Origin of the sequence: Streptomyces sp. NPDC093252 (assembly GCF_040683675.1) — a bacterium.
GTDB lineage: Bacteria > Actinomycetota > Actinomycetes > Streptomycetales > Streptomycetaceae > Streptomyces.
Genome location: NZ_JBFBEM010000001.1, coordinates 665,032 through 688,984 on the forward strand (window position 1 = coordinate 665,032; position 23,953 = coordinate 688,984).

The window sequence follows — 23,953 nt, forward strand, 5'->3', positions numbered from 1 at the left end:
CGCGCGGAGCGTGTCTCTGCGGATCGCGTTTCTGCGGAGCGAGGTGCCCCGCCGCAAGTTGTTCGCATTGAAGTAGAACAATATAAGCACAGGGACAGGGGGCGGGTCGAGCCCCGGCCGTGATCGCCTCTCCACCTGATCACCTCTCCACCTGATCGTCTCTTTCGCCTCCTCGCCTCCTCGCCTCACAGCCCCGTCCGGCGCCAGGTGCGCGCGCCGTAACCCCCGTCGTTCCCGGTGCGTGACGGAACGGAAATTCGCTCTCCGTACGGTGCCGGGGACGGCGTACGCAGCGCATGTGGGGGTTCAGTGGGAGCCGGTTCGGCCAGGGACAGTGTCCGTACGGTCTGCTCGTACTGCGGGGTCGGCTGCGGGGTCGTGCTGGAGCTGGACCGGGACCCCGCCGACGGGCGGCGCCGGGTGGCGCGGGCGAGCGGGGACCGGGCGCACCCGGCCAACGCGGGACGGCTGTGCACCAAGGGCGCGACCGGTGCCGACCTGATGGCGGCGCCGGGCCGGCTCGGCACCGCGCTGACCCGGCCCGAGCGGGGCGCCGAGCCGGTCGCGGCGGACGTCGGCGAGGCCGTCGCCCTGGTCGCGGGGCAACTGCGGGCGATCCTGGACGCGCACGGGCCGGACGCGCTGGCCCTGTATGTGTCCGGGCAGATGTCGCTGGAGGCGCAGTATCTGGCGAACAAGCTGGCCAAGGGGTTTCTGCGGACCCAGCACATCGAGTCGAACTCCCGGTTGTGCATGGCGTCGGCCGGGACCGGCTACAAGCTGTCGCTGGGCGCGGACGGGCCGCCCGGCTCGTACCAGGACTTCGATGACGCGGATGTGTTCCTGGTGATCGGCTCGAACATGGCCGACTGCCACCCCATTCTCTTTCTGCGGATGATGGACCGGGTGAAGTCGGCCGGGGCCCGGCTGATCGTGGTCGACCCCCGGCGCAGCGCCACCGCCGACAAGGCCGACCTCCATCTCCCGGTCCGCCCCGGCACCGATCTCGCCCTCCTGAACGGGCTGCTGCATCTGCTGGTCGCGGGCGGGCACACCGACGACGGCTTCATCGCCGAGTTCACCGAGGGATGGGACGCGCTGCCCGGCTTCCTGGACGACTACCCGCCCGCCCGGGTCGCGGAGATCACCGGTGTCCCCGAGGCCGATCTGCGGCGGGCCGCCGAGTGGATCGGCACCGCCGGGAACTGGATGAGCTGCTGGACCATGGGCCTCAACCAGTCCACGCACGGCACCTGGAACACCAACGCCCTGGTCAATCTGCATCTGGCGACCGGCGCGATCTGCCGTCCGGGCAGCGGCCCGTTCTCGCTCACCGGCCAGCCCAACGCGATGGGCGGACGCGAGATGGGCTACATGGGACCCGGGCTGCCCGGTCAGCGGTCCGTGCTGGCGGCGGACGAACGGGCCTTCGTGGAGGAGCTGTGGGGCGTCCCGGCCGGGTCGCTGCGCGCCGAGGCGGGGCGGGGCACGGTCGAGATGTTCGAGCGGATGGCCGCCGGGGACATCAGGGCGTGCTGGATCATCTGCACCAATCCGGTGGCGTCGGTCGCCAACCGCGCGACCGTCGTCGCGGGTCTGGAGGCCGCCGAACTGGTGATCACCCAGGACGTGTTCGCCGACACGGAGACCAACGCGTACGCGGATGTCGTGCTGCCGGCCACGCTGTGGGCGGAGTCGGAGGGGGTGATGGTCAACTCCGAGCGGAATCTGACCCTCGTCCCGGGTGCCGTCGACCCGCCGGGGCAGGCGCTGCCGGACTGGCGGCTGATCGCCGAGGTGGCCTGCGCGATGGGGTACGCCGAGGCGTTCACCTACACCTGCGCCGAGGAGGTCTTCGAGGAGCTGAAGCGGGCCTGGAACCCGAAGACCGGCTGGGATCTGCGCGGGGTGACCTACGACCGGCTGCGCGCCACCCCCGTACAGTGGCCGGCCCCGGCCCCCGACGGCCCGGACCGCAACCCGGTCCGCTACCTCAACGACGGAATCAGCCAGACCCTGCTGGAGCGTTCCGACGGCAGCCGCCCCCGGCTGGCCTTCCCGACCCCCGACGGACGGGCCCGGTTCTTCGCCCGCCCGCATCTCCCGCCCGCCGAACTCCCCGACAACGCCTACCCGTTCGTCCTGAACACCGGCCGTCTCCAGCACCAGTGGCACACGCTGACGAAGACCGGGAAGGTCGCCAAGTTGAACAGGCTCAACCCCGGCCCGTTCGTGGAGATCCATCCCGAGGACGCCGCCGCGCTGGGCGTGAGCGAGGGCGACCCGCTGGAGATCGCCTCCCGGCGGGGCCGGGCCGTGCTGCCCGCCGTGATCACCGACCGGGTGCGGCCCGGCGACTGCTTCGCGCCCTTCCACTGGAACGACCTGTTCGGCGAGCACCTCAGCATCAACGCCGTCACCAGCGACGCCGTCGACCCGCTGTCCTTCCAGCCCGAGTTCAAGGTGTGCGCGGTCGCCCTGACGCCGATACCCATGACGGCCGTGGCACCCCGCCCGGCGCACCCGGCGCGGACGACACCGCTCACCGCGACAGCGCCCCCGGCGACCACCGGCGCCGCCTTCCCCGTCCCCCTCCCCGCGCTCGCCGAGCTGTTCGGCATCGCCGGGGAGGCGCCCGCGCCGCTGAGCGAGCCCGAGCGGCGGTATCTGTCCGGGTACCTCTCCGGACTCGTCGCCGCTCCCCCCGACGGGCGGGTCCCCGTCCTCCCGCCGGGCGCGCCCCTCGCACCGGACCACGCCCTGTGGGTCGACGGTGTCCTGGCGGGCCTGTACTCCCGGGCCGCGGACACCCCCGTACCCGAGGAGGCGCCCGCGCCGCCCGCGCGCCGGCTGCTGGTCCTCTGGGCCTCCCAGACGGGCACGGCCGAGGAGTTCGCGGCCGGGGCCGCCGCCCGGCTCGCCGTGACCGGCCGGACCGCCGAGCTGCTGCCGATGGAGGAGGCGGCCCCGGCCCTCCTCACGGGCGGCGGTCCCGGCACGGATCTCCTCCTCATCACCAGCACCTTCGGCGACGGCGACGCCCCCGACAACGGCTCGGCGTTCTGGCGGGCCCTGTCCGCGCCGGACGCGCCCCGCCTGGACGGCACCCGTTACGCGGTACTCGCCTTCGGCGACTCCGGGTACGCCGACTTCTGCGGTCACGGACGGCGGCTGGACGAACGCCTCGACGCCCTCGGCGCCACCCGGCTGGTCCCCCGCGCCGACTGCGAACCGGACTTCGAGGAGACGGCGGGGCACTGGCTGACCGAGGTACTCACCGCGCTCACCCCACTCACCGGGCCCACCCTGCCCACCGGGCCCACCGAGCCCGTCGCACCCATCACGGACCCCGGCACCCCGCCGCCCGCGCCACCACCCACCCCCGGCACATCCGCACGCCCCATCGGACCCACCGGACCCACCGGACCCGCGGCTCCCACCACCCCCACCAAGTCCTCCCCCTTCGCCACCCTCCTCGTGGGCAACCGCCTCCTGAGCCTGCCCGGCTCGGGCAAGGAGGTCCGGCAGTTCGCCTTCGACACCCGCGACGGCGAACTCCCCTACGACGCCGGGGACGCCCTCGGCGTCTGGCCGGTGAACGGCCCCGGACTGGTCGCCGAGTGGCTCGCGCTCACCGGCCTGGACCCCGACGAGCCGGTCGACCTGGGCGGCCCCGCCCCCCTGCCCCTCGAAGAGGCGCTGCGCACCCGCCTGGACATCACCCGGGTCGGCGCCGGGCTGCTGCGGTTCGTGACCGAACGGACCGGCAACCACGCCCTCAAACGGCTGCTGCGCCCCGACAACAAGGACGCGCTGGCGCAGTGGAGCTGGGGCCGCCAGGCCGCCGATGTCCTCGCCGAGTTCCCGGTCCGCGCCCCGGCGGCCGAGTGGGCGGGGGTGCTGCGGCGCCTGACACCCCGGCTGTACTCGATCTCGTCCAGCCCGCTCGCCCACCCCGGCGAGGTACGGCTCACCGTGTCCGTCGTCCGCTACGACGGCAGCCGGGGGCGGGTACGGGCCGGGGTCTGCTCGGCGTACCTCGCCGATCACGCGGACGACGGGCCGGTCCAGGTGTTCGTCCAGCGCGCACCGCACTTCCGGCCGCCTGCCGACCCCGCCGCACCCATGATCATGGTCGGGCCGGGGACGGGGGTGGCGCCCTTCATCGGTTTCCTGGAGGAGCGCCGGGCCCTCGGGCACTCCGGCCCCAACTGGCTCTTCTTCGGCGAACAGCGCCGGGCCACCGACTTCTACTACCGCGAGGAACTGGAGGGGTACCGGAACTCCGGCCATCTGGACCGCCTCGACCTCGCCTTCTCCCGGGACCAGCGCACCAAGGTCTACGTCCAGGACCGGATGCGCGAGCACGGCCCCCGCCTGTGGCAGTGGCTCCGCGACGGCGCCCGCTTCTACGTCTGCGGGGACGCCGGGCGGATGGCCAAGGACGTCGACCGGGCCCTGCGGGACATCGTCGCCGCCCACGGCGGCATGGACCCGGACGAGGCATCGGCGTACGTCCGCCGCCTGGCGGCGGACAAGCGGTATGCGCGGGACGTCTACTGAGCGGACCGGGGAACGGCGTCCCTACGGGACTTCTCCGGCGTTGGCCCGCTCGACGCGGGTGAGGAGCAGGTCGGCGAGGCCGAGGACACGGGTGGTCCGCCGCCCCGTCGGATCGTCCAGTTGGTGCGCGACGCCGATGAAGGGCCCTTCCCGGAAGAGCAGCGACCGGTTGACATACCGCGCCGTCGGCACGGCCCCGGTGTCCCCCGGGTCCATGGCGAGACCCTGGCTCTCCTCGCCCCGCCGCGCCAACTCCACCTTGACGAACGTCGGCACCCGGACCTGTTCGATGTCCTCGACGATGTCGGCGTACGCGCGGTGGGCGGCGGCGGGGTCGGGGAACGCCAGGACCAGGAACTCGGCGCGGTTCTCCCCCTCGTTCTCGCCCCGGGCGAAGGTCACCACGCCGACCGCCGTGGCGGTCCGCTCGCACTCCGGGGCCCTCTCGCACAGGGAGAGCCCGGCCGCCGACGCCCGGACCTCGGGCCGGTCGGCCCAGGGGTACTCCCCGGCGTCCAGGCTGGCGCGGTCCGGCAGGATCCGGCGGACGGTCTCGGGCGTGGGCGGCAGCGCGGCGGCGGGGGCGGGGGCGGCGGAACTCACGGAGGCCGAACCCGCGGGGGCGGGGTCCGCAGGCGCGGACCCCGGTGGCGCGGACCCCGGTGGCGCGGACCCCGGTGGCGCGGCGGACGGTGAGTCCTCCGTGGTGTCGAGCAGCCGCACCCCTCCGTAGACCGCGAGCACGACCACGAGCAGGGCCAGGACGATGACCGCGCCGAGCGTCGTCCGCCCGGCGGAGGTGTTGTTGACGGTCAGCGGGCCCAGCGCGATCTGGGTGCGGGCCACCCTGCTGCCGGTGATCACCACACTGCCCGTGGCCCGGACCTCCGGTGCGCGCAGATGCAGGGCCAGGGTGCGAGCGAGACCGGGGTCCGAGGTGACCTCCTCCCGGAGCACCGCCTCGGCCTCCTCGCGCGCGGCGGGGTCGTCCGGCCCGGCGTCCAGCCCGGTCAGGGCCGCCCGGCCGCGCTCCGATGCCCCGAGCCGCTCACGCACCACCTGGGCGACCGCCGCCCCCGCCTGCTCCCCCACTCCGGTCGCCGCACCGGTCACGGCCGCCGCCAGCACCCCGACCGCGATCGTGGCCAGCTCCCCCGGGTCCACCATGTCCTCCCCCGTCGCTCCCGGCGATACGGAGGCCATGGTCGCCCCTGACGGCACCGGCGGCACAGGGTTCGGACGGAGTGTCCCGGACATTCTCCCGGTGGGGCGGCCGGGTCAACTCGCGGGACGGGAACGGCCGTTGTCGGGGTGCCCCCAGCAGGACGCCCCCCAGTACCAGCGCCAGCCCGCACATCTGCTGTGCCGTCAGATCGTCTCCGGCGACGGCCGTGCCCAGCAGGACCCCGGTGACCGGATTGAGGAGCCCTATCAGTCCGACCGTGCCCGCGGGCAGCCGGCGCAGACCGGTGAACCAGGCGACGAAGGCCAGCGCGGTGGCGATCAGGGCGACATAGGCGAACGCCAGGAGGGCCGGGGCGGAGAGGGCGGGCGGCGGGCCCTCCACGACGGCGGCGACCGGGAGGAGCAGGATCCCTCCGGCGGTGAGCTGCCAGGCGGTGGCGGCGAGCACATCGGCGCCGTCGCTCCAGCGCTTGGCGAGGAGGTGCCCGAAGGACGACACCAGGACGGCGGCGGCCGAGGCCGCGATCCCCGCGAGACGCGCGCCGCCCTCCCCGGTGAGCAGCATCAGGGCGACCCCGCCGAGCCCGATCACGGCGCCGAGCAGATGGGCGCCCCGGGGCCGTTCGGCGACCAGGGGCCAGGCGATGAGCATCATCGTCAGCGGGGACACCGCCATCACCGTGGCGGCGACACTCGTCGGGAGCAGTTGGGACGCGGCGTAGACGAGGACGAAGAAGACGCTCATGTTGAGCAGGCCGAGGATCGCCGACCGCCACCACCAGGCCCCGCGCGGGCGCCGCCGGGCCACCGCCAGCAGCACCAGTCCTGCGGGCAGCGCGCGCAGCGCGGAGCCGAGCAGCGGGCGGTCCGCCGGGAGGTACTCATGCGTGACGTAGTAGTTCGTCCCCCAGGCCACCGGGGCCACGGCGGTCAGGGCGACCCAGCGCAGATTTCCTTCCATGGAAGGTACTATAGCTTCCCAGGAAGCTATCGAGCCGTGGAGAGACGAAGGGCGGCAGGGAGCCATGGACAGGGATCCGGCGGCGGGCGCGCCGCTCGACCAGGTGGGCCGTATCCAGGCCGAGTGGGGCCGGGAGCGGCCCGATCTGGACGTGGGGCCGCAGGGTGTGATCGGGCGGCTGCACCGGCTGGCCGGGCGGCTCACCGCCGAACTGACCCTGGTGTACGGGAGATACGGGCTGAGCGAGGGCGAGTTCGACGTGCTGTGCGCCCTGCGCCGGGCCGGGGAGCCGTACGAGCGGGCGCCGGGCGAGCTGGCCGCGCACACCATGGTCACCACGGGGGCGATGACCAAGCGGATCGACCGGCTGGAGCGGGCCGGGCTGGTCACCCGGCGGCGGGCCGCCGACGATCAGCGCGGGCGGATCGTCGCCCTGACCCGCCCCGGCCGCGAGCTGATCGACCGGGCCTTCGGCGAGCACATGCGCAATGAGCACCGCCTGCTGGAGCTGCTCACACCGGTCGAGGCGGCGGCCCTGGAGGCGCTCCTCAGGGAGTGGCTCGGCCGCCTGGACGACCCCCCGGGCGACCGGACCCCGGACCCCGGGACCCCGGGCCGCTAGGACTCCTCCCCCGGCACGCTCCACACCCGCACCCGCAGCGACCCCCGTCCATGCACCCCCTCCCGGCACCCTTGATCAAAACTGGGAACACCCACCGCCCATGGCCCGCACCGGAGGCGCACAAGGGACATACCACAGGAAACCACTCCCCCGAGCGTCGACCGAAGCGGGCATGCGGGCCCGGTCCGGCCCCGGAAGGGCGCTCGGCGGGCCATCGATCGCGCGGTGCGATCAGCCGTGATCAGAAATCGGCATTGGACGTGACAGGTGATCATCCTGCATGCTCACAAGCATGTTCGGGCCTGAGACTGCGACGGATTTCGGCCGGTGTGCCGCCGATGCGCTCCGCCTTGGCCGCGGTGATCTTCTGCTGCCCTGTCTGACGCAGTGCCGCGTCGTGGACTTCGGCAGGGTCAAGTCCACGAGCTGTCGCTGATCCCTCTCGCCTTCTTCGCCTTCCTCTCCTTTCCTCACTCTGCTCCCCGCCTCCGGTCGCGCCGCCCTGCCACGGTGAGCCCGACCGCGCGGGGCGGCTCGCGGGCCACCGCCCGCGCTCTCTGACACGGTTCTCCCGCCGCTCCCCCACGGTCGCGCCCGGCCCCGGCCGGGCGCCTCCGGTGGGCCGTGTCGTCGTCCCCCGCTCCGCTCACCCCCGGTGGCCGGAGCGTCACCCGACACCAAGGACACGCCCATGCCTGTGGCCCCCGCGCCCGCCGTCCCGACCCGCCTCGCTCCCGCGGGGGCGTCATGACCGCCACCACCCCCGCCCCGGCCGCCTCCCCCGATGTGGAGGCGCCCCGGCTGCCCGGCTTCGACCTCGGCCGGCTCGACGAGGTGAGCGCGGCGCTCGCGGCCCGTGCCCCCGAGTACGACCGCAGCGGCGCCTTTCCCCGCGCATCCCTCCAACTGGTCCATGACGCGGGGCTGCTGACCGCCGGTGTCGATGCCCGGTACGGGGGTCCGGGCGGATCGTTCACCGACATCACCAGGATTCTGCTGGCGCTGGGGCGCGGGGACCCCTCGGTCGCGCTGATCGCCGGGATGACGATCGTCCCGCATCTCCTCCAGACCCGCGGTCCCTGGCCCGAGGAGCTGTACCGGCGGGTGCTGGCGGAGTCCGCGCTGCGCCCGACACTGCTCAACCACGCGCGGGCCGAACCCGAACTGGGCTCCTCCACCCGGGGCCTGCCCGCGACCACCGCCCGGCGCACCGCGCACGGCTGGTCGGTGACCGGCCGCAAGCGGTATGTCACCGGCTCCGAGGGGCTGAGCTACTTCCTGGTGTGGGCGGCGACGGACGAGCCGGAGCCGCGCGTCGGGACGTTCATCGTCCCGGCCGGTACCCCCGGCATCGAGGTCGTGCCGACCTGGCACCAGCTCGGTATGCGCGCCACCGGCAGCCACGAGGTGCAGTTCACGGATGTCGAGATCCCCGCCGACCACATCCACGAACTCGCCCCGCCCGGCGCCGGTCCCGCCCCGGGCACCCTGCCCGGCAGTGTGACGCTGCTGCTGTCGTCGGCCCTGTACCTCGGGGTCGCGCGGGCCGCGCAGAGCGCCGTGCACTCCTTCGCCCACACCCGGGTGCCGTCCGCGCTGGGCCGTCCGCTGGCCACCACCGGGCGCTTCGAGCGCGGGGCGGGCGAGATCGAGACCCTGCTGACCACTGCCGAGCAGCTCATCTTCGGTGTCGCCGGGCAGGTCGACCGGGGTGAGAGCGTCCGCGGCCTCGACGCGCTCGCCGCCAAGGTGGTCGTCGTCCGGCATGTCACCCGTGCCGTCGAGACGGGGCTGCGGCTGCTCGGCAATCCGGGGCTGGCCCAGGACAACCCGCTGGAGCGGCACTTCCGTGACATCCAGTCGGCCGGGGTGCACGCCCCCGGCGAGGACGCCGTGCTGCCGCTGGTCGGCGCGGCGGCCCTGGCGGTGGGGCCGCCCGATGCCTGACCCCGGCCCACTCCCGCCCCCGACCCCGTACCCCGTCGATCCGTCGCCCGGCCCCGCTCACCCCAGAGGTACCGCCATGCGCCCGCGTTCCCGCCCCGCCCCCTCCTCTCGTCCGTCCCGTCGCGTCCGTCCGGTCCGGCGGATCGCGGCGGCGGTCGCCGGACTGCTGCTGCTCACCGCCTGCTCGTCGGGCGGTGGCAGCGGCGGCGGCTCCGGCTCGGACACCCCGGTCCGGGGCGGCACGCTCACCACCGCCGTCGACACCGAACCGGTCTCGTGGGACGTGCACGCCAGCACCCAGGACATCACCGCCGAGATCCAGCGGCAGGTGGTGGACTCCCTGGTCGCCCAGGACTCCGCCGGGAAGTTCCACCCCTGGCTGGCCACCGAGTGGGAGGTGTCGGACGACTACCGGACGTACACCTTCGAGCTGCGCGACGATGTGACCTTCACCGACGGGACGGCCTTCGACGCCGCCGCGGTGAAGGCCAACTTCGACCACATCGTGGCCGACTCCACCAAGTCGCTGTACGCGGTCAATCTGCTCGGCCCCTACACCGGCACCGAGGTCGTCGGCACCCACACCGCGAAGGTCAGCTTCTCCGAGCCGTTCGCCCCGTTCCTCCAGGCCGCCTCCACGCCCTATCTGGGCTTCTACTCCCCCGACACCCTGAAGTCGGACGCGGGCAAGCTGGCGGCGGGCGGGCCGGTCAATGTCGGCAGCGGGCCGTTCCTGTTCAGCGAGTACACCAAGGGCCAGTCGGCGGTGCTGACCCGCAACCCCGACTACGACTGGGCGCCCGCCACCGCCGCCCACACCGGCCCCGCCCATCTCGACAAGCTGGAGTTCCGCTTCCTGCCCACCGCCTCGGTCCGCTCCGGCGCGCTGACCAGCGGCCAGGTCCAGGTCGCCAAGGCCATCCCGCCGCAGAACGTGTCCACGGTCAAGGCGGCCTCCGGCTTCGAACTGCTCACCCGGCAGAACCCGGGCGGCAACTACAACCTGTGGCTCAACGGCTCCCTCGCCCCCTTCGACGACCAGCGGGTCCGTGAGGCCGTGCAGCGCGGCATCGACATCGACACCAATGTCGAGACGGTCACCTTCGGCCAGTACCCGCGCGCGTGGTCCCCGATCAGCCCCACCACCCCCTACTACGACAAGACGCTGGAGGGGAGCTGGCCGCACGACCCGGAACTCGCCGGGCAACTGCTGGACGAGGCGGGCTGGACCGCGCGGGACGCCGACGGCTACCGCACCAAGGGCGGCAAGCGGCTGACGATCGAATGGCCCCAGTTGTCCATCCAGGCCACCCGCGAGGGGCGTGACGTGCTCGGGCAGGCCGTCCAGGCGGACCTCAAGAAGATCGGCGTCGAGGTGCAGCGCCCCAGCCTCGACCTCGGCACCTACAACACCGAGGTGTACGGCGGGCAGGCGCACATCGTCGATCTGAGCTGGCCCCGGTTCAGCCCGGACGTGCTCTGGCTGTTCCTGAACTCCGGCAGCGCCCCGGCCGAGGGCGGCATCAACGCCACCTTCGTCCAGGACGACCAGCTCGACGCCTGGACCGACGAGGGCCGGGCCACGCTGGACGAGCAGGTGCACGCCGAGGTCTATCCCGAGGTGCAGCAGCGGGCCATCGACCTCGCCCTGGTCGTGCCGGTCTACACCCAGGTCTCCCTGGTCGGCACCGCCACCGCCGTGGGCGGTCTGACGTTCAGCGCCAGCAACTGGCTGACGTACTACGACGCCTGGCTGGACGAACGGTGAAGCGGCTCCCGGCGGCCCGTCTCGCGCGGGCCGCGGTGACCCGGCTGGGCTCGGCGGTCGCCGTGCTCGCCGGTGCCGCCACCCTCGCCTTCCTGGCGCTGCGGCTCATCCCCGGCGACCCGGTGTCCGTGCTGCTGGGGCCGTCCACCGCGGGCACCCCGGAGGTACGGGCGGAGATCCGCCGGGAGTACGGCTTCGATCTGCCGGTCGCCGAGCAGTACGTCCGGTATCTGGGGCGGCTGGTGACCGGCGACCTCGGCGAGTCCTACCAGCTCCAGCGCCCGGTGTGGGAGCTGATCAGGGATCAGCTCGTGCCGACCCTCCAACTGGCGTCCGCCGCGCTGCTGCTGGCCGCGGTCCTCGCGGTGCTGTCCGCGGTGGCCACGGCGGGACGGCGGCCGGGGCTGCGGGCGGTGGCGTCGGTGGCGGAGCTGGTCGCGGCCTCCACCCCGGCCTACTGGGTGGGGATCGTGCTGCTGACGGTGTTCTCGTTCCGGCTCCCGGTGTTCCCGGTGGCCGGGGCCGACGGGTTCGCCGCGCTGGTGCTGCCGGCGGTGACCCTGGCGCTGCCGCTGACCGGGGTCATGGCACAGGTGCTGCGGGAGGGACTGGAGGCGGCGCTCGGCCAGCCGTTCGTGGTCACCGCCCGTTCCCGGGGCGCCGGCCAGTGGGCGGTGCGGCTGCGGCACGCGCTGCGGCACGCGGCCGTACCGCTGCTCACCCTCACGGGCTGGCTGACCGGTTCGCTGATCGGCGGGGCGGTGCTGGTGGAGACGGTGTTCGGGCGGCCCGGCATCGGCTCGCTGGTGCTCCAGGCCGTCACCGCCAAGGACATGCCGGTGGTGATCGGTGTGGTGCTGCTGTCGGCGCTGGTGTTCGTCGTGATCTCCACCGTGGTGGATCTGCTGTACCCCGTTGTCGACCCACGGCTCAGGAGCGCGTGACCATGGCCACCACCCTCGTCCCCGAACTCGGCCCGAAACCCGCCGCCGCCGTGTCCGCCCCGGCACGGCGGCGGCGCCAGCCCGGACCGCCGGTGAGCGTGCTGCTCGCGGGCGCGCTGCTGCTGCTGGTGCTGCTGGTGGCGGTGGCGCCCGGCCTGTTCACCAGCGGCTCGCCCACCGCGACCGATCCCCCGGCCGCGCTGCGCGGCCCCGGCGCCGGAGCCTGGCTCGGCACCGACCAGCTCGGCCGCGACCTCTACACCCGCATCCTGTACGGGGCCCGCCCCTCACTCCTGCTGGGGTTCGGCTCCACGGTGCTGTCGGTCGTGCTGGGCGCGGCGTTCGGGCTGGCGGCGGCGCTGGGCGGGCGGGTCGCCGACCAGGTGCTGATGCGGCTGGCGGATGCCCTGCTGGCGCTGCCCGCGCTGCTGCTGGCGCTGCTGATCGTGGCGGTGCTGGGGGCGGGCACGGTCAATGTGATGCTGGCGATCGGGATCGCGTTCGTCCCCGGGTACGCCCGGCTGGTGCGGGCGGAGGCGCTGGTGGTGCGGCGCTCGGGGTATGTGGAGTCGGCGGTGGCGCTGGGGCTGCCGCGGCGGACGATCGTGCTGCGCCATGTGCTGCCGAACGCGCTGGCGCCGCTGCTGACGCTGGCGGCCGTCGGGTTCGGCACCGCGCTGATCTCGGCGTCGGGGCTGAGCTTCCTGGGGCTGGGTCCGGCGGCGCCCTCGCCCGAGTGGGGGGCGCTGCTGTCCGCCGGGCGGGACTTCCTCCAGACGGCGTGGTGGATCGGGGTGTTCCCGGGGGCGGCGGTCACGGTGACCGTCATCGCCGTGAACGTGGTGGGCCGTCATGTCCAGGAGCGCTTCACCCGGAGGTCGGCGCGATGAGTACCGAGACCGCGGTCGCGCGGGAGCCGTTGCTGAGCGTCGAGGGCCTGGACGTGACGTTCGGGCGCGGTGACGGTGTCCGCGCGGTGCGGGACGTGTCGTTCACGCTGCGGCGGGGCGAGTGCCTGGCGGTGGTGGGCGAGTCGGGGTCGGGCAAGAGTGTCACGGCCCGCACCCTGCTGGGGCTGACCGGGGCGGGGGCCCGGGTGCGGGCGCGGCGGCTCGCGTTCGACGGGACCGACCTCACCTCGCTGTCCGAACGGGAGTGGCGGGCGGTGCGGGGGCGGCGGATCGGGCTGGTGCTCCAGGACGCGCTGGTCTCGCTGGACCCGCTGCGGACGGTGGGCGCCGAGATCCGCGAGACGCTGACCACCCATGGACTGGCCCGGGGCGCGGCGGCGGCGCAGCGGACGCTGGCGCTGCTGTCGGACGCCGGGGTCCCGGACCCCGCGCGGCGGGCGGCCGAGCATCCGCATGAGTTGTCGGGCGGGCTGCGGCAGCGGGCGCTGATCGCGTCGGCGCTGTCCGGGGCGCCGGAGCTGCTGGTCGCCGACGAGCCGACGACGGCCCTCGATGTCACCGTGCAGGCGCAGATCCTGGATCTGCTGGGGCGGCTGGTCGGCGCCGGTACGGGGCTGCTGCTGATCAGTCACGATCTGGCGGTGGTGGCGCGGCTCGCGGACCGGGTGGCGGTGATGTACGGCGGCCGGATCGTCGAGCAGGGGCCGGCCCGGGACGTCCTCAAGGATCCCCGGCACCCCTACACCAGGGCGCTGCTGGCGGCCGTCCCCACCTTCGCCGCCAAGGGCGGCCCGCTGTCCGTCCCGGCCCCCCGCGACGGCCTCGCCCCCGGCCCCGGTGGCTGCCCGTACGCGGCCCGCTGCCCGGCCGCCGACAGCCGCTGCCGTACGGAACTGCCCGCGCCCCGGCCGGAGCCGGGAAGCCCGCTGGTGCTGTGCTGGCACTCGGGGGCGGCTGTCGCCGTGTCCCCGCCGGAACGCCGGGGCATCACCGCCCCGCAGGCTCCTGGCGCCGGGGCGGCGCCCGAACTGCTCGATGTGCGGGGGCTGGTCAAGCGGTTCCGGTCGGCGGACGGGGCGGTGTACACGGCGGTCGACGACGTGTCGTTCCGGATCGCGGGCGGGGAGACGCTGGGGCTGGTCGGGGAGTCGGGGTCGGGGAAGTCGACCACCGCCCGGATGGTGCTGGGGCTGACCGAACCGGACGCGGGGACGGTGCGGTTCGAGGGCGAGGCGTGGAGCGGGGTGCCGGAGCGGGAGCGGCGGGGGCGGCGGACCCGGATCCAGGTGGTGCACCAGGATCCGCTTGGCTCGTTCGACCCCCGGCACAGTGTGCGGCGGATCCTCGGCGAGGCGGTGGCGCGGGCCGGGGTGGCGCGGGGCCGGGCGCGGACGGCCCGGGTCGCCGAGCTGCTCGACCAGGTCGGGCTGCCGGCCGCGCTCACCGAGCGGCGCCCGCTGGAGCTGTCGGGCGGTCAGCGGCAGCGGGTGGCGATCGCGCGGGCGCTGGCCACCGGGCCCCGGCTGATCGTCTGCGACGAACCGGTGTCGGCGCTGGACGTGTCGATCCAGGCGCAGGTGCTGGATCTGCTGGCGGAGTTGCGGCGGGAGCTGGGGCTGGCGCTGCTGTTCATCTCCCACGACCTGGGTGTGGTGCATCACGTCAGTGACCGGGTCGTGGTGATGAAGGACGGGCGGCTGGTGGAGTCGGGGCCGGTCGGGCAGGTGTTCGCCGACCCGGCGCATCCCTACACCCGGGAGTTGCTGACCTCGCTGCCCCGCCCCGAACGGACCCCGGAAGGGCAAGAATCACGGACATGACCGTTCCTGTGGACCACCCCGACACCGACCGCTGGCTCCGCGCCTTCCACCCGTCCCCGGCGGCGGCCGTCCGCCTGGTGTGCTTCCCGCACGCCGGGGGGTCGGCCGGCTACTTCCGGCGCCTTTCCGAACTGCTCCACCCCGGGGTGGAGGTATGGGCCGTGCAGTACCCGGGGCGGCTGGAGCGGCGGGGCGAGGCCCAGTTCACCGAGATCGAGCCGCTGGCCGACGCGGTGACCGCCGTGCTGGAGCCCTCCTGGGGCGAGGAGCCGACGGCGTTCTTCGGGCACAGCATGGGCGCGGTCGTCGCCTATGAGACGGCCCGGCGGCTGACCGCCTCGACGGGCACCGGTCCGACCGCGCTGTTCGCGTCGGGACGGCGGGCCCCGTCCGCGGTCCGGGAGACCGAGCGGCTGCACCTCGCGGCCGACGACGAACTGACCGCCGAGATCGTCCGGCAGGGCGGCACCCCGCCGGAGCTGCTGGCCGAGCCCGATCTGCTGGCGATGATCCTGCCGACGCTGCGCGGCGACTACCGGGCCATCGAGCGCTACCGCCATCGCCCCGGCCCCCGGATCACGGCCCCCGTCACGGTCCTGACCGGCGCCGGGGACGACAAGGTGACCCCCGAGGAGGCCCGTGCCTGGCACCACCACACCGACGGCCCGACCGAGGTCCTCACCTTCGAGGGCGGCCACTTCTTCCTCGCGGACCACGCGGAACGGATCGCGGAGGTGATCCGGACGCGGTGGGACGGCGGGGCGGGCCGGGAGGCGCGTCCTCCGGCCGGGGGGACGGGCGCCGGAGGGACGGGCGCCAGGGGATCGGGGACCGAGGGGACCGGAATCGGAGGGACCGGGACCGGGGGGACCGGGGTCAGAGGAGCGGGGGCGCGACCGGCCTGAGGGCGGGGCCCGGACGGGCCCGCCCCGGTGCCGCTGTGGACTGTGCCGAGCCCGGCGCGGAGGTCAGCGCAGCCCTCCGCGTCATGTACGACGCCACCGAGCGATGTCGGATGGGGAGCGAGCTGTGGTCATGGTGGAACGCGAGGGTCAGGTGACGCGACTGCGAGAGCTGCTGGCGGGCTGTTGCTCGGGCGTCGGCGCGGTGGCCGCGCTCAGCGGTCCGGTCGCCGGCGGCAAGACGGAACTCCTCCATGTGCTGGGCGAACTGGCGGCGGCGGCCGGGGCCGTCGTCCTGCACGCCACGGCCCGCTGCTCGGAACGGGACGTCGAACTGGGGGTGATGGGCCAGATCTTCCGCCACCAGCAGTTCTCCGCCGCCGAGCGGGAGCGGGCGCTCCGCCCCTACGAGCCCGGCGGGGCGCTGGCCGCCTGCGACGCCGATCTGCTGGCCCACCGGCCCACCCCGGCCCGGGTCAGCCAGGTGCACTGGCAGTTGCTGCGGGCGCTGTCGGAGCGGGCCCCGGTGGTGGTGATCGTCGACGATGTGCACTTCGCGGACGCGGCGTCGCTGGACAGCCTCATGTACGTGGGACGGCTGCTGCGCAGCACACGGGTGCTGCTGGTGGTGGCCGAGCGGGACGCGGCGTCGGGGGCGGGCACCACGGAGCTGTCCTGGCGCACCTCGCTGGTGCGGCAGCGGCATGTGACCCGGCTGCGGGTACGGCCCCTGTCGCCGGCGGGCACCGGGGAACTCGTCGGCGAACTGGTCGGCCCGGGGCTCGACGCCCGCCCCTGGCACCGGCTCAGCGGCGGCAACCCGCTGCTGCTGCGGGCCCTCGCCGAGGACCATCACGACCGCGTGGCGGCCGGGGCGCCGGGACCCGGACTGCCCGGCGCGGTGCAGCCGCTGCCGGGCGAGGAGTACGGGCGGGCCGTGGACGCCTGTGTCCGGCGGGTCGGCGAGGAGTACCGGGACACGGCACGCGCGCTGGCGGTGCTGGACGCCTCCGGCTCGTCGGCCCATCTGGCGGGGCTGACGGGCCGTCCGGCGTCCGCGCTGGCCGGGACGCTGGCGGCGATGGACGGGCTGGGCTTCCTGGACGCGGGCCGGTTCCGGCATCCCGCCGCCCGGACCGCCGTCCTCGCCGGGATGCCGGCCGCCGAACGGACGCTGCTGCACCGGGCCGCCGCCCGGCTGCTGCACTCCGCCGGGGAACCGGCGCCGGTGGTGGCCGTGCACCTGGCGGCGGCCCGGCACAGCGCCGAGCCCTGGGCGTACGCGGTGGCGCTGGAGGCGGCGCGGGAGGCGCTGCACCGGGACGACACGGCGTTCGCGGAGGCGTGCCTCGACGTGGCGGAGGCGGCGGCGACGGACGAGGACCGGCGGGCGACGGTGACCGTGCTGCGCAGCCTGGTCGACTTCCGTACCGACCCCGACACCGCCTGCCGGCGGCTGCGTCCGCTGGTCGCGGCGCTGCGCGAGGGGCGGCTGCCGGGCTGCCAGATCGTGCCGCTGCTGGGGCGGCTGCTGTGGACCGGCGGCAGCGACGAGATCCTGCTGGCGCTGCGGCGGCTGGAGCGGTCGGCGGATCTGCTGGACGCCCGGCAGAGCGCCGAGTACCAGGCCGTACGGCACGGCCTGTCGGCCTCGCATCCGGCGCTGCTGCCCCGGCCGGTGGCCAGGGCCCGGACCTCGCCCCGGGCACTGCTGCGGACGCCGGACGGGCCGGCGCCGCGGATGTCGGGGGTGCTGAACCGGCTGCTGCGGTCGGGCCCGGGACCGGACGCGGTCCGCAGCGCCGAACTGGTGCTCCAGACCACGCCGCTGGACGACACCAGCTTCGAGACCGTGCACCAGGCGCTGTCGGTGCTGGTCTACGCCGACCGGCCGGATCTCGCGGCGCCCTGGGCGGAGCGGCTGGCGCGGGAGGCCGCCCGGCGCGATGTCCCCACCTGGCAGGCGCTGTTCGCGGCGCTGCGGGCGGAGGCGGCGCTGCGGCAGGGGGAGGTGCGGCTCGCGGAGCGGTGCGCCCGGCAGGCGCTGGGGCTGGTGTCGGTGCGCGGCTGGGGCGCGTTGATCGGCTCGCCGCTGGCGACCCTGGAACTGGTCGCGGCGGCGACCGGCCGTGCGGAGGCGGGCGGTCCCCCCGTGGCGACCCTGCCCGAGCAGTTGTACGAGACCCGGTTCGGGGTGCAGTACCTCCACGCGCGGGGCCGCTGGCGGCTCTCGGTGAATCTGCTGCACGGGGCGCTGGACGATCTGACGCGCTGCGGGCGGCTGATGCGGGAGTGGGACATCGACCTCCCCGCGTTCGTGCCGTGGCGCGGTGACGCGGTGACCGCGCTGCTGCGGCTGGGCCGGACGGAGGAGGCCCGGCGGCTGGCCGTCGAGCAGGTGGCGATGGTGCCGGTGAGCCAGCCGAGGGCGCGCGGAATCGCCCTGCACTCGGCGGCGTCGGTGGCGGACTCCCGGCGCCGGGCGGCGCTGCTGCGGGAGTCCGCCGATCTGCTGGAGGGCGCCGGTGACCGGCTGGAACTGGCGCGGGTGCTGGTGGATCTGAGCGAGGTCCACACCCGGGCGGGCCAGCGCGGGCGGGCCCGGATGGTGGCCCGGCAGGCGCTGGACATCGCCGAGGAGCAGGGCCTCGTCCCTCTGGCCCGGCGGCTCGCGGCGGGGGAGGCGCCGCCGGTCCGGCCGGAGCGCGGCGGCCCGCACCGGGCCGGGGCGCTGAGCGGCTCCGAGGCCCAGGTCGCGGCGCTGGCGGTGGCCGGGCTGTCCAACCGGGAGATCGCCGAGAAGCTCTTCATCACGGTCAGCACGGTGGAGCAGCATCTGACGCACACCTATCGCAAGCTGCGGGTGAAGGGCCGGGCGGATCTGCCGCTGTCGCTGCTGGGGGCGGTGGAACACGGCCCCCAGGAACGGGCGTCGGCACGGGCCGGGGGGCATCCCTGATGCGGGGCGCCCTTGGGGGCGGGTGCCCGTGACACCGCGTGCCCCTGACACCGGGCGCCCCTGGCCCCGGGTGTCCATAGCACCGGGCTCCCTTGGGGCCGGGCTCCAGCACCGGGGGTGCCTTTGGCGCCAAGCTGCCGTGGGGCCGGGCCTCTTGAGAACCCGGCGCCCGGCAACCCCCTCGCCGGGGTGTGGCACCACACCACCACACCACCTCACCCCGGACGGGACCGTCACACCGTCCGCGGCGCCAGCCCCAGCAGGCCGCGCAGGGTGTCGGCCTCGTAGGCGGTGCGGAACGCGCCGCGGGCCTGGAGTTCGGGCACCAGGGCCCGGGTGACGGCGGTCAGGTCGTCCGGCAGCGCGGCGGGCCGCAGCCGGTAGCCGGAGATCCCGGCGCGCTGCCACTCCAGCAGCAGATCGGCGACCTCGCCGGGGGTGCCGACGGCGATATGGGCGTCGGAGGTGAACGGGCCGCCGTGGGCCTCGTCCAGCCGGGCCCGGCGTTCGGCGGCCCGGCCGGGCTCGGTGTCCAGCAGGACCACCAGGTCGGCGAAGACGTGCACGGTCTCGTCGGCGCGCCCGGCGGCGCTCTGCGCGGCCCGGATCTCCGCGACGGTGGCCGCGGCCTCCTCGGCGCTGTGCGGGGTCACGGACACCACGTCGGCGGAGCGGGCCCCGTAGCGGAAGGGCAGGCTGATGTGGGCGAGGGTGAAGATCAGCGGGTGGCCCTGCGGAGCGGGCGGGGCCAGGGCGGGGCCGTCCAGGGTGAGCCAGTCCCCGGCGGTCCCGCCGAGCGGCTCGATCGCGGTGAAGCTGCCCTGCGGGTCGGGGTCGGCGGGGGCGAAGCGTCCGGGGGCGAGAGCGCGCAGTTCCTTCTCGTCGGACACCCCGTCCCACAGCGCGCGCACCACCCGGACCAGGTCGGCGGCCCGTTCGAAGAGTTCGGCCATCGGCCGCTGCACCTCGGGGGTGAACAGTTCGTCCAGGTTGATCGGCCGGGCCGGGGTCACCTGGGTGCGCCAGCCGGCCCGGCCGCCGGTGAGCTGGTCCAGGGTGGCCACGGCGCGCGCGATGTGCAGGGGCTGGGCGCGGTCGAGGACGGCGGTGGGCACGATGCCGATGTGCTCGGTGCGCCCGGCGAGGGCGGCGGCGACCAGCAGGGCGTCCAGCCTGTGGGCGAGCGGTCCGGCCGCGGGGCGCCGGGGCGGGTCCTCCAGGGTGACGAAGTCCAGCAGTCCGTGCTCGGCCTCCCGTACGAGCGCGGTCCAGTGCTCCGGCCCGTAGGGGTTGCCGTCCGGGGCGGCGGCCCCGGGGTGCCAGCCGGCTCCGTCGAGCGCGACGGCGAGGTGGAGGGGACGGGGCGGGGTGGTCATGGCGGGGTGTGCTCCCTTTTGCGGTGTCCAGTACGGGGATGGGCGGCCGGTGGTGGTCACCGGTCGAGCGCGGCGAGCCAGTCCGCCACGGCCGACGCCGTGGTCGGTGCGTGCTCCTCCAGGACGGAGAAGTGGTCGCCGGGGATGTCGGCCGTGGTGTGCGGGAGCCGCCAGAAGGCGCGGGTGTCCGGGACCGGCCCCCCGGGACCGGGGTCCGGCCGCTCCGGCGTGCCGGGCAGCGGCTGCGTGGCCCGCAGCAGCAGCGTCGGGGTGGTGACCGGGCGGGGCTGCCAGGGGCCGAAGGTGCGCAGATAGCCGCCCATGGTGGTCAGCCCGTCGTCGCTCAGGCCCAGTTCGAACGCGTCGAAGCGGTCGACCATGCCGTTGATCATGGCGGGCATCCACCACTCCATGCCGGGCAGGGACGCCGTGTCCATGGGGTAGGTGTCGACCATCGCCAGGCCCGACGGCACGGCCCTGCCCCGGCGTTCCAGCTCCTCGGTCACGGCGTGCGCGACACAGCCGCCCAGGGACCGCCCGAGCAGGGCGAACGGCCGGTCCCCGACGAGCCGTTCGACCGCGTCCGCCTGCATCGCGACGAAGGTGTCCGCCGAGTCCGGCAGCCCGCTGCCCGGCGCGTACCCGGGCGCCGGTACGGCGAGGACGTCCCGGTGCCCGTCGAGGGCGCGGCCGAAGCGGGCGTACTCGTGCGGGCCGGACAGCGCGGTGAGCGCGGGGAAGCAGACCAGTGCGGTGGGCGCGGCGCCCTTGGCCAGGACGACCGGCGCGTCGGCGTGCCGGGCGGCACCGGCCGCGGTGAAGGTCTCCCGCAGCCGCGCGGCGGCGACGATCACCTCGGTCGCGGCGCCGGTCTCCCCGGCCCCGCACAGCCGCAGATACACCTCCGTCAGCGGCCCCTGCCGCTCCCCGGCACCGGGCCCCGGCCGGTCGCGCAGCAGGTCGCCGAGGTGGGCGGCGAGGGCGCGGGGCGTCGGGTGGCGGATGGTGAGGGCGCCGCCCAGCGGCAGCCCGGTGGCGGCGGCGAGCCGGGCCCGCAGTTCGACGGCCGACAGCGAGTCGAGCCCGGCCTCCACGAACGGCCGCCCCTCCGCCACCTCGTCCGCCGTCGCGTACCCGAGCACCCCGGCCGCCCGGGTCCGGACGAGGTCCAGCAGGGCGGCGTCGAGGGCGGGTCCGGTGAGCCCGGCGGCGGTCCAGTCCGGCCCGGCGTCGGACGCCTCCGGGTCCGGGGCGGGCAGGGCCTCGGCGGTGGCGCGGGTCAGGGTGGCGTCAAGCCAGTGCCGCCGTCGCTGGAAGGGGTAGGTCGGCAGGTCGGCCGGGCGCGGGGCGAGCCCTTCGAAGGCGGCGGGCCAGTCCACCGCCACGCCGTCCGCGTGCAGCCGCCCCACCGCCGACAGCAGCGTCCGGACCTCGGGGCGGCCCGCGCGCAGCAGGGGCGCGAGCACCGGCCCGTCGGCCAGGGCGTCACCGGCCAGCGCGGTGAGCACGGCGTCCGGGCCGACCTCCACGAACCGGGTGACGCCCAGCGCGCGTGCCGTGCGCAGGACGTCCAGGAACCGGACGGGTTCACGGGCGTGGCGGGCCCAGTGGTCGGCGGAGCCCAGCTCGCCGTCGTCGGCGAGGGCGCCGGTGAGATCGGAGATCACGGGGAGGGCGGCGGGCCGGAAGTCGGCCGCCTTCGCGGCCCGGCGGAAGTCGTCCAGCATGCCGTCCATGTGCGGGGAGTGGAAAGCGTGGCTCACCCGCAGCCGGGCGGTCCGGCGGCCCCGGGCACGGAACCCGGCGGCGACGGCGAGGACGGCGTCCTCGTCGCCGGACAGCACGACCGAGCGGGGCCCGTTGACGGCGGCGACCGCCACCCCCTTCCCGGCCGCGTCCCTCACCTCCTCCCCCACCTCCTCCTCGCTCGCCTCCACCGCCACCATCGCCCCGCCCTCCGGCAGGGCCTGCATCAGCCGCCCGCGCTCGGTCACCAGTCGGGCCGCGTCGGGCAGATCGAGGACCCCGGCCGCGTGGGCGGCGGCCAGCGCGCCGACCGAGTGCCCGGCGACGGCGTCGGGCCGCACCCCCCAGGACTCCAGCAGCCGCAGCAGGGCGATCTCGACGGCGAAGAGGGCGGGCTGCGCGTACGCGGTGCGGTCGAGGAGAGGGCCGTGCTCCGGGGACAGCACCGCGTCCCGGACGGAGGGTCCGGCCCGGTGCTCGTCGAGGGCGGCGGTCACCTCGTCGAAGGCACGGGCGTAGGCGGGGAAGCGGGCGTACAGCTCCCGGCCCATGCCCGTGCGCTGGCTGCCCTGGCCGGTGAAGAGGAAGGCGGTGCGGCCGGGTTCGGTGGCGGGCTCACCGGCCCCGGTGGTGAGGTCGCGGAGGGCCGCGAGGGCCTCGGCGCGGTCGGCGGCGACGACCAGGGCGCGGTGGCGGTGGGTGGTGCGCCGGGTGGCCAGGGACCAGGCCACATCGGCGGGCCGGGCCTGCGGACGGTCCTCCAGGAGCCGGGCGAGCCGGGCCGCCTGGTCGCGCAGGGCGCGGGGGGAGCGGGCGGAGAGGGGCCAGGGCAGGACGGCGTCGTCCGGGTGTCCGCCCGCCTCGTCGGGTGCCCCCTCCTGCGGTGCCTGCTCCAGGATGATGTGCGCGTTGGTGCCGCTGACGCCGAAGGCCGAGACCCCGGCCCGGCGCGGACGGTCGCCGGACGGCCAGGGGCGGGCCTCGGCGAGCAGGCGCACGCCGCCGTCCGACCAGTCGACGTGGGGGGTCGGGGTGTCCGCGTGCAGGGACTTGGGGAGGGTGGCGTGGCGCAGCGCCTGGACGGTCTTGATGACGCCCGCGACCCCGGCCGCCGCCGCGGTGTGCCCGATGTTGGACTTGAGGGAGCCCAGCCACAGCGGTTCACCGGCGGGGCGGTCGCGGCCGTAGACCCCCTGGAGGGCCTGGATCTCGATGGGGTCGCCGAGGGTGGTGCCGGTGCCGTGGCCCTCGACGGCGTCCACCTCGCGCGCGGTGAGTCCGGCGTCGGCGAGGGCGCGGCGGACGACGCGCTGCTGGGCGGGGCCGTTGGGGGCGGTGAGGCCGTTGGAGGCGCCATCCTGGTTGACCGCCGTACCGCGTACCACGGCCAGGACGGGGTGGCCGAGGCGGCGGGCGTCGGAGAGGCGCTCCAGGAGCAGCAGTCCGGCGCCCTCCGCCCAGCCGGTGCCGTCGGCGGCGGCGGAGAAGGCGCGGCAGCGGCCGTCCGGGGACAGCCCGCGCTGGCGGGAGAAGGCGACGAACCCGGCCGGTGTCGACATCACCGTCGCCCCGCCCGCGAGGGCCAGTTCGCACTCCCCGCCGCGCAGCGCCCGCACCGCCAGATGCAGCGCCACCAGCGACGACGAGCAGGCGGTGTCCACGGTCACCGCCGGGCCCTCGAAGCCGTAGGTGTAGGAGAGGCGGCCGGAGGCGACGCTGGCGAGGTTGCCGATGCCGAGGTGGCCCTCCAGTTCGGCGGGGATCCGGTCGAGGCGGGTGTGGTAGTCCTGCCCGGCCAGGCCGACGAAGACCCCGGTGCCACTGCCGCGCAGGGCGGCGGGGTCGATCCCGGCCCGTTCGAACGCCTCCCAGGACGTCTCCAGCAGCAGCCGGTGCTGGGGGTCCATGGCGAGCGCCTCGCGCGGGGAGATCCCGAAGAACTCGGCGTCGAAGTCGGCGGCGTCGTAGAGGAATCCGCCGTGCCGGGCGTAGCTGGTGCCGGGGTGGTCGGGGTCGGGGTCGTAGAGGGCGTCCAGGTCCCAGCCCCGGTCGTCGGGCCAGGGGCCGATGGCGTCGCCGCCCCGGGCGACCAGGTCCCACAGGGTCTCGGGCGAGTCGACCCCGCCGGGCAGGCGGCAGCCCATGCCGACGACGGCGATGGGCTCGCGCAGCGCCGACTCCAGCCGGTCCAGTCGGCGGCGGGCCTCGCGGCTCTCGTCGAGCGCGCGGCGCAGATAGCCGCGCAGCTT

The 23,953-nt window shown here is 75.4% G+C and carries 12 protein-coding genes and 1 pseudogene; 9 read left to right on the forward strand and 4 right to left on the reverse strand.

Translation table 11 applies throughout. From position 1 onward, the window contains the following. Positions 1–309 precede the first annotated feature (309 nt). Positions 310–4,563: a molybdopterin-dependent oxidoreductase gene (locus AB0O01_RS02715; protein ID WP_365310254.1), complete on the forward strand. Its 4,254-nt coding sequence runs from the start codon at positions 310–312 to the stop codon at positions 4,561–4,563. A 21-nt stretch (positions 4,564–4,584) separates the two neighbouring features. Here AB0O01_RS02715 and AB0O01_RS02720 read toward each other — a convergent pair whose 3' ends face one another. Beyond that, positions 4,585–5,730, reverse strand: coding sequence for a hypothetical protein (locus tag AB0O01_RS02720; protein WP_365310256.1), 1,146 nt, complete (start codon positions 5,728–5,730; stop codon positions 4,585–4,587). Beyond that, a complete protein-coding gene (locus tag AB0O01_RS02725; protein ID WP_365310259.1) occupies positions 5,612–6,709 on the reverse strand; it encodes an EamA family transporter in 1,098 nt (365 codons plus the stop codon). The genes AB0O01_RS02720 and AB0O01_RS02725 overlap by 119 nt, the downstream gene beginning before the upstream one ends. Before the next feature lie 64 nt (positions 6,710–6,773). Between AB0O01_RS02725 and AB0O01_RS02730 the strand changes: the two genes are divergently transcribed. The 8 genes from AB0O01_RS02730 (at position 6,774) to AB0O01_RS02765 (ending at position 18,582) form a co-directional block, all read left to right on the forward strand. Further along, positions 6,774–7,331 carry a MarR family transcriptional regulator gene (locus tag AB0O01_RS02730; protein ID WP_365310261.1) on the forward strand — a complete coding sequence of 186 codons (558 nt, stop codon included), beginning with the start codon at positions 6,774–6,776 and terminating at the stop codon, positions 7,329–7,331. Positions 7,332–8,078: 747 nt separating this feature from the next. Beyond that, positions 8,079–9,278 carry an acyl-CoA dehydrogenase family protein gene (locus tag AB0O01_RS02735; RefSeq protein ID WP_365310263.1) on the forward strand — a complete coding sequence of 400 codons (1,200 nt, stop codon included), beginning with the start codon at positions 8,079–8,081 and terminating at the stop codon, positions 9,276–9,278. Positions 9,279–9,354: 76 nt separating this feature from the next. Then, positions 9,355–11,046 (forward strand): ABC transporter substrate-binding protein, encoded by a 1,692-nt coding sequence (locus AB0O01_RS02740; RefSeq protein WP_365310265.1) that lies wholly within the window; start codon positions 9,355–9,357, stop codon positions 11,044–11,046. Next, positions 11,043–11,990: an ABC transporter permease gene (locus tag AB0O01_RS02745; protein WP_365310268.1), complete on the forward strand. Its 948-nt coding sequence runs from the start codon at positions 11,043–11,045 to the stop codon at positions 11,988–11,990. Before AB0O01_RS02740 ends, AB0O01_RS02745 begins: the two co-directional genes overlap by 4 nt. Positions 11,991–11,992: 2 nt before the next feature. Continuing rightward, positions 11,993–12,880 carry an ABC transporter permease gene (locus AB0O01_RS02750; protein ID WP_365310270.1) on the forward strand — a complete coding sequence of 296 codons (888 nt, stop codon included), beginning with the start codon at positions 11,993–11,995 and terminating at the stop codon, positions 12,878–12,880. Then, positions 12,877–14,721: an ABC transporter ATP-binding protein gene (locus AB0O01_RS02755; RefSeq protein WP_365310272.1), complete on the forward strand. Its 1,845-nt coding sequence runs from the start codon at positions 12,877–12,879 to the stop codon at positions 14,719–14,721. The genes AB0O01_RS02750 and AB0O01_RS02755 overlap by 4 nt, the downstream gene beginning before the upstream one ends. Next, entirely contained in the window at positions 14,718–15,626 is a 909-nt protein-coding gene (locus AB0O01_RS02760; RefSeq protein ID WP_365310274.1) for an alpha/beta fold hydrolase, read from the forward strand. The genes AB0O01_RS02755 and AB0O01_RS02760 overlap by 4 nt, the downstream gene beginning before the upstream one ends. Before the next feature lie 130 nt (positions 15,627–15,756). Next, positions 15,757–18,582: a LuxR C-terminal-related transcriptional regulator gene (locus tag AB0O01_RS02765; RefSeq protein WP_365310276.1), complete on the forward strand. Its 2,826-nt coding sequence runs from the start codon at positions 15,757–15,759 to the stop codon at positions 18,580–18,582. Between the two features lie 233 nt (positions 18,583–18,815). On the opposite strand, the gene AB0O01_RS02770 is transcribed toward AB0O01_RS02765, so the two are convergent. Together AB0O01_RS02770 and AB0O01_RS02775 are read right to left on the reverse strand one after the other, a co-directional pair. Further along, complete coding sequence (locus AB0O01_RS02770) at positions 18,816–19,958, reverse strand: LLM class flavin-dependent oxidoreductase (protein ID WP_365310278.1); 1,143 nt, start codon at positions 19,956–19,958, stop codon at positions 18,816–18,818. Positions 19,959–20,014: 56 nt separating this feature from the next. Beyond that, a pseudogene (locus AB0O01_RS02775) lies at positions 20,015–23,941 on the reverse strand (beta-ketoacyl synthase N-terminal-like domain-containing protein); the annotation flags it as partial. Positions 23,942–23,953: the final 12 nt, after the last annotated feature.